Origin of the sequence: Paraglaciecola sp. 25GB23A, from assembly GCF_040012495.1 — a bacterium.
GTDB lineage: Bacteria > Pseudomonadota > Gammaproteobacteria > Enterobacterales > Alteromonadaceae > Paraglaciecola.
In genome coordinates, this window is sequence record NZ_JBDYKM010000047.1 from 1 (window position 1) to 6,646 (window position 6,646).

Below are 6,646 nucleotides of genomic sequence, written 5' to 3' on the forward strand. Positions count from 1 at the left end.
CATTTGCATCTGCCTATCCTTAATTCTCAATAGAGTAATTTATGATAAGCAGTTACACAAAATTCGTTACAGCCTCAAGGTTTTAGCAAAAGCCACTTCTGTAGCTTTATTAAAGCTACCTAATATATATTCATTTAATTTAGCAGAAGCCTGTAGAACCATTTGCAGCTCTTGTTGTGATTCAGCTTGCTCATACTTTTCTACAACAGCCAATATTTCTTTGTCTGTATAATTATCTGACCAAGTTTGAGAATATATTTTTACAGCTTCTTCTATTGTCCAAGAGTTTGTTATTTCCACCATCATATTATGAAATAACCCTTCAATCTCTTTGACCTTATCATCAGGTACTTTTGCTAAAGTTCCACTTAATTGACGCATAATCATTGCAACTTGATCTTGAGCTGATTTTTGTTGGGCTTCTTTAGCTTGAGTTAAGACTTGATCAATACCCATTGCATTTAGCATTCTTTCTGCAGGGCTTATCTCCGCAGAACTTACATTAAATGTAATACTACACAATAAATAAAACTTCCATAAACGCATATTACTTACTCCTTTTGAAAAACATCTAATGAGGGTATAGAAAACCTCTCAACTTAAAATTAAACAACAAAATCAGCCAAGATAACCTTTTAAAACCCGTTGCTACGTGAAAGCTGGGCAGGTCAAAATTTAAACAGAAAATAGATTTAAAGTAAAACAGGATAGTTTTTGGCTCCGACCTTTTTCTAAAGCTTCAACGCCCTGTTAACAGGCAGTCAAAATAGTTGGTTATAATTAGCGACGAAGGAGTAAAACCAACTGTTTTTTTCCTTATTTAACCGCTTGTTAGCGGTTGATTATATAACACCTTGTTCTGTACACCATTCTCGTAATGCTTCTTCAGTTCGTTTTGCTTCAAATTTATACCATTCTTCAATTTTATCAGCGCTCTCTAGTAAAGATTTGAACCTTGCATAAGCACCTTTACGATTAAAGATTGAACGTACCTTTTCATATTCTGTTGGTAAGTATTCTAGAGTAAAATCGAAAGCGAGATTATTACCAAGGTTCAATTCATTTTTATGAGGGATAGCCAAGTATTTTTCATCATTAATATCGTCTGGTAATTCCTCTTCATTATCACCAAACTCAGAATAAAAATATGTTTTGCCTGATTCTTTACAAATGTACCCCTCATGATCAAATGGAGAACCAAAATTGACGAGTTCAAATAGATCTAAAACATCACTAAATTTAATATTCATGTTGACCTCTGATGTGGGACTAAGCAGCTAAAAGTTAAATGATGCGGACTCAAAGAACCGCATATTAATTTTTAAGTATTTTTGTACAGTATTGACCACGAGTTCCATTCATCTTCGTTACGCAGGTAGACCAGAAGCGGAAGATGCTCCATTCTATTTGGATATGAAACAGCTAACATCTCCTCTTTATAGCTACGGTGGTTCTTTGAATAATTTGCAAGGATATTGGTTAGCACAACGCTAGCAACTTCCTTTGATTCTTCACTAGGTTCGCCATCGAATATAAAACGTGCAACAAAGTCTTCACCGTCTTCGGACAACTTGAACGACACTGCCCTGAATGATGGTGCAACCTCTCCTAGCAGCGCTCCTTGGGCGTACTGCATTAATTTTATCTCGTGCTCAGTTCTCATAGACACTTAAAGTATATTATGTAGACGCATCGGTAAATACCAGACCTACATGAATCATTAATCCTAAGTTTACCGATAATCAATAAGTTAGAAAGCATTTTGAGCACTAAACTTACCTTTTAAATGGGAGTTACTGAGCAGCCTCAGTAACACACCCGAGATGTTTGATGGATTTAAACCGCACAAAACAGCGATTTGAAAGGAAATTTAAAGTTGAATGTCTGCTTTACTTTGATAGGCAATCTTCATAGCCACTCAGCCGAAGATCCGCTTTCTGCTAATTAGGGTTCGTTCGCTGAGCGACACGGCTATGTCTGCAAAATGGCAGCTAATGGACTTAGAAATTTTCACTGGCTTTTAAAGCTTTAAGCGAATTATTGTCATACAGTTGAATTAATCGCGACTGTTAGGTCAGCGCTTATTAGAATCGTTTACATTACCTCTGATGACGAGCAGCTTAAGTCATTTTGCTCTTGGCTAGTTTGCATGCTGGCTAATCCAGATATGTGATCACAAAATCAATCCGTAACACTTTGAATAAGATAGAGTCTTAATGCCCCTCACTTAAATAGGAGCATTAACTTTAAGAATAAAGAGGCTATTAGGCGAAAGGCTCATAAATAGATTTTGACGGTAAACTAAACCAAGCAGGACCTGTGTCCGTCATATAAAAATGATCTTCTAATCTCACCCCAAATTCGCCAGTCACCACTATCATTGGCTCGTTACTGAAACACATTCCCTTGGCCAAAGGCAGTGGATTATTTTTTACTAAATAAGGCCATTCGTGGATATCCATGCCGATACCGTGCCCCGTTCGATGGGGTAAACCGGGTAGTGTGTAATCAGGCCCAAGGCCATCTTGTTCAAGGGATGCTCTCGCTGCTGCATCTACATCGCCACAGGGCGTGCCGATTGATGCTGCCGCAAACGCGGCTTGTTGGGCGCGTTTTTCACTATTCCAAATACGGATCTGTTTTTCGCTGGCCGTACCGAAAATGTAAGTGCGCGTAATATCTGATATGTAGCCGTGTAATTGACAGCCAGTATCAATCAATACTAGGTCGTTTTTCTGCAAAATTTGTGGCTCTTTAACGCCATGAGGGAAAGACGTTGCCTTACCGAACAGCACAATACAAAAATATGAACCATTAGCAGCCCCTACTTTTTTATGGGCTTGGTTGATAAATGCTTCAACTTCTTTGGTCGAAATTCCTTCCTTAAGGATACTGGCCGCAGCTTTATGCACGCTTATCGTCATATCCATTGCCCGCTGAATCAAGGCAATTTCTGCCGAAGATTTATGCATGCGGCAATGAGCCGTTACTTCACTGGCATTAATTAAGCGAATGTCTGCCTGTTGTTGCCCAATACCGTCCACCATAAAAAACGCCGTGGACTCGTCGATGCCAACTTTTGCTTGAGGCGGCACATTTAGTTCGCCAATGATCTGACAAAATAACGCATAAGGACTCTCGTGTTCTTGCCAGCCTCTTATTTCACCGGGGATGACCTTATAATCGTTCAGGCTATCAATTTCAAAAAATGGGGCGATATAAACTACTGCTCCCTGAGCAGGCAAAATAGCACCCACCATGCGCTCACTGGCATACCAACGCATACCGGTAAAATAGCTAAGATTAGTCCCTGCATTCAGATAAATAGCCGCAATGTTGTGTTCAAGCATATAAGCCTGAGCTTTAACCATTCGCGCGTGGTATTCAGCTTCTTGTGTAACAACTGCACCTTTTGTCATATCAGACAGCTCTGCTAAAGCTTGCTCGATCGTTTTGCCACCAATTCTGTTAGATTGCATGTATTACCCTTTTTTAAAAAATTGACTCAGTATTGCCTGAAACTCTGACAAATTTTACCCTAATAGTGGCCTGAGCCAAAATCAGATTAGGACAGGTAGCGCATAAACCATGTAAACTTTAGGGCTAAATTTTATTCATCGAGAAAATAAATGACTGTACTCAAGCGTTTGGACCAAGCACTAAGTAATTTGGGCTATTGCTCGCGTCGCGAAGTACGTTATTGGATACGCGACAAACGCATTCGCATTAATGGTGAATTGGCCAAAAATGCTTCACAGAAGGTTGATCCCAATAGTCTGATGGTTGACCACCAGCCACTGGATCATCCAGGTGACATACTCATTATGTTAAATAAACCACTAGACTATGTATGCAGTCACGACATCAATGAAGGGCAGCGTATCTACGACTTGTTGCCGCCTATCTGGCAAGCAAGAAACCCTCAAGTAGTGAGTGTGGGTCGCCTTGACAAAGATACCACTGGCTTGATTTTGATCACTGACCAATCGGCATTAGTTCAGCAGCTGACCTCGCCTAAACAACATGTTGATAAGGTTTATATCGTTAAGGTAGAAAAAGCCTTAGACGATAACATCATTGAGCAATTTGCCGCAGGTGTGCAATTGATCAGCGAAACCGAGCCTTGCTTGCCAGCCAAATTAGAAATTATTGATACACAAACTGCCAAAGTAACCTTGAATGAAGGCAAGTACCATCAAGTGCGTCGTATGTTTGCTGCCTGTGGCAATCATGTTGTCAGTCTACATCGTGAGCAATTTGGTCAGTATAGTCTTGGTGATCTCGCGCCTGGCGAATGGCGCGATTTGATTTGAGTTGGTGCAGAAGGATAAATAGCGCCCAGAGGGCAAATGTCATTCTGCACTTTTCTAATCAGTTCGATTAACATCTTTGCTCTAATGAAACGGCAAAAAAAGCAAAGAAAGACCAAACGTCATTCTGAAATTTAGATTTCGCTGCGCTCAGCTTCTTTGCAGAATGAGTTTGAAAAATGGCAAAGAAAAACCAAACGTAAACTTGAAATTTAGTCTTCGCAAGCTCAGCTTTTTCGCAAGTTTATTTTGGTTTACAAGTTCCAATTCCAGATTTGGCAGCCGTTGATTTTTGACTTTTGTAGCTGATGACGATCGGCTTCTGCATTACGCTTACTTTCGTAAGGGCCCAAAATGACTCGATACCATGAGCTACCTTCACTTTTACGTACTTGAGCTTCTAGGCCCTGAAAAGCGATATTGGCTTTAAGCTGCTCAGCTTGTGAGCCCAATTTAAACGAGCCACATTGCATCAGATAACGCACGGTAGATTTAGCTTGTTCTTCAACATCCACTTCAACCGTGTACTCTGGTAAAGACTTGATAAATTCCCACTCTTCTTTGGGCATGTCGGGCAATGCATCAACTGCTGCAGGCTTGAGCTCACTGACAGATAATTCGTCATTAACCTGTGGTGATGTACCTTTGATAGACCACAAAAAGTAAGCAAAAGCCGCTACCAATGACAAGGTAATCACGATGCGAATCCAAGGAAGTGAAACTTTGGGTGGTGGTGGAGCCGCTTTTTTAGCGCGACCACGAGCTACGTAATCTTTATGAGCCATACGAACAAGAATATCCAAACATCAATATTACTAAAGGGCGCCTGATTCTACCTTGCTTGATGAAATCCTCAATGACATTCGTATTAAATCTTTTTTTGCAGCAATAGAAACTCGTTATTGGTATTTTTTACCATTGTGTATTAACCAACCGCCAGCGTGCAGCTTCTTGGGATCATGGTGAGTCCAATGAATAACGCCACCTTGCTGACTCCACTCATATTCACCATAAAATTCGATAGTGTTGCCAACTTTTAAATCGGCTATACGAGTCGCTAGGTCAATGTTGTGAGCAATTAAGATAGTTTGTCGACTACTCAAACGAATGATGAACTTTTGGTGTTTATCACCGCTGTTGTCGTCAGGCAATAACCGTTCGACTTGACCAGAGCCATGGATTTGAAAGTCACTTTTGCGTTGCTGATATGCTTGACGCAAAACAGAGTCGTTTGACCAAACAGAAAATGAAGTGCAACTTATAATCAACAACAACGCAATTAAGTAGCGACCCATTAACCCTCCCTTTGATTTGGCTTAGACTTATGAACCAACGGTAGGAATCGTTTTAGCCCCACGATTGGCCCTTTTATATTTAGCTTGATATTCGCGGCGCTGCTTGGTGATTTCGTACAGCACAATGCCGCTTGTGGTAGCTAGATTTAGACTTTCAATTATGCCGAACATAGGAATAGAGATACAGCATTCGCTGCGTTCAACCACCAAATCACTGATACCACGGGATTCATTGCCAAACCACACAGCTAAGCGCGTTTGCGTGTAATCAGCTTCATGCAATACAAAGTTTTGCCTACCTTTGACGTGGGGCGAGGTAACAATTGAAGTAAAGCGTTTTTTTTCAAGGTGGGCGAGGCACTCTTCACTCGTATCAAAACGTTTGATAAACGTCCATTTTGAGGCGGAAACAGAGATTTTATACAGCGACTTGCGTTCTCTCATCTCTTGCCAATCTTCAGGTAAAGATTTACGGCCATCCACCACATAGATTTTCTCAACCCCCAAGGCATTAGCATTACGAATAACCGCGCCGATATTTTTCATATCCATTGGGTTTTCTAATACCGCAATTAAATTTTTACATTGGTAGTCTTTGACCTCATCAGCACGCTGGCGAATAGTATTTTTTGATTCTTCCATTTGGTATTTCTGCATATTTTGATGACATGATTTTTATGTCTTCCATTTAAACTGACATCAAAAGCAGTTTCAACTTTGTGGCTTGCAACCTTGTTCAATTATAGGTCGATAAAATTCCGTTAGGTATTGCTTTTCTTACTGTTTAAGTAAGTTTTCAAAATACTCAACATTGAAGTTTTGATGAACTTTTTTTATGGATCTATAGGTTTCTAAAAACCTATTTACCATGGCTGTCCTGTTAATTACAAAAACCATTACCATGGCTGTCCTGCTAATTACTAAAAATCATTTACTATGGCTGTCCTGTTAATTACAAAAACCAATTACCATGGCTGTCCTGCTAATTACTAAAAATCATTTACTATGGCTGTCCTGTTAATTACAAAAACCAATTACCAT

8 protein-coding genes are annotated in these 6,646 nt (G+C 40.0%); 1 reads left to right on the plus strand and 7 read right to left on the minus strand.

Going from position 1 to position 6,646, the window contains the following annotated elements:
* Nucleotides 1-66 precede the first annotated feature (66 nt).
* The 4 genes from ABKW31_RS22445 to ABKW31_RS22460 all read right to left on the minus strand — a co-directional run bounded on the left by ABKW31_RS22445 (nucleotide 67) and on the right by ABKW31_RS22460 (nucleotide 3,479).
* Complete coding sequence (locus ABKW31_RS22445; RefSeq protein ID WP_348618949.1) at nucleotides 67-546, minus strand: hypothetical protein; 480 nt, start codon at nucleotides 544-546, stop codon at nucleotides 67-69.
* Between the two features lie 296 nt (nucleotides 547-842).
* Nucleotides 843-1,250, minus strand: a complete 408-nt coding sequence (locus ABKW31_RS22450; protein WP_348618950.1) for a UPF0158 family protein — start codon at nucleotides 1,248-1,250, stop codon at nucleotides 843-845.
* Nucleotides 1,251-1,321: 71 nt separating this feature from the next.
* On the minus strand, nucleotides 1,322-1,636 hold the full coding sequence (locus tag ABKW31_RS22455) for a hypothetical protein (RefSeq protein WP_348618951.1): 315 nt from the start codon (nucleotides 1,634-1,636) through the stop codon (nucleotides 1,322-1,324).
* A gap of 628 nt (nucleotides 1,637-2,264) precedes the next feature.
* Nucleotides 2,265-3,479, minus strand: a complete 1,215-nt coding sequence (locus tag ABKW31_RS22460) for a Xaa-Pro peptidase family protein (RefSeq protein WP_348618952.1) — start codon at nucleotides 3,477-3,479, stop codon at nucleotides 2,265-2,267.
* 150 nt (nucleotides 3,480-3,629) lie between these two features.
* On the opposite strand from ABKW31_RS22460, the gene ABKW31_RS22465 reads away from it, so the two are divergent.
* Nucleotides 3,630-4,313 (plus strand): pseudouridine synthase, encoded by a 684-nt coding sequence (locus ABKW31_RS22465; RefSeq protein WP_348618953.1) that lies wholly within the window; start codon nucleotides 3,630-3,632, stop codon nucleotides 4,311-4,313.
* Between the two features lie 251 nt (nucleotides 4,314-4,564).
* Here the strand turns inward: ABKW31_RS22465 and ABKW31_RS22470 are convergent, their stop codons facing one another.
* From ABKW31_RS22470 to ABKW31_RS22480, 3 genes are all read right to left on the minus strand, one after another.
* Entirely contained in the window at nucleotides 4,565-5,095 is a 531-nt protein-coding gene (locus tag ABKW31_RS22470; RefSeq protein WP_348618954.1) for an SPOR domain-containing protein, read from the minus strand.
* A gap of 114 nt (nucleotides 5,096-5,209) precedes the next feature.
* Nucleotides 5,210-5,605 (minus strand): DUF3465 domain-containing protein, encoded by a 396-nt coding sequence (locus ABKW31_RS22475; protein ID WP_348618955.1) that lies wholly within the window; start codon nucleotides 5,603-5,605, stop codon nucleotides 5,210-5,212.
* 27 nt (nucleotides 5,606-5,632) lie between these two features.
* Nucleotides 5,633-6,247: an RNA methyltransferase gene (locus tag ABKW31_RS22480; RefSeq protein WP_348618956.1), complete on the minus strand. Its 615-nt coding sequence runs from the start codon at nucleotides 6,245-6,247 to the stop codon at nucleotides 5,633-5,635.
* Between the last annotated feature and the right edge of the window lie 399 nt (nucleotides 6,248-6,646).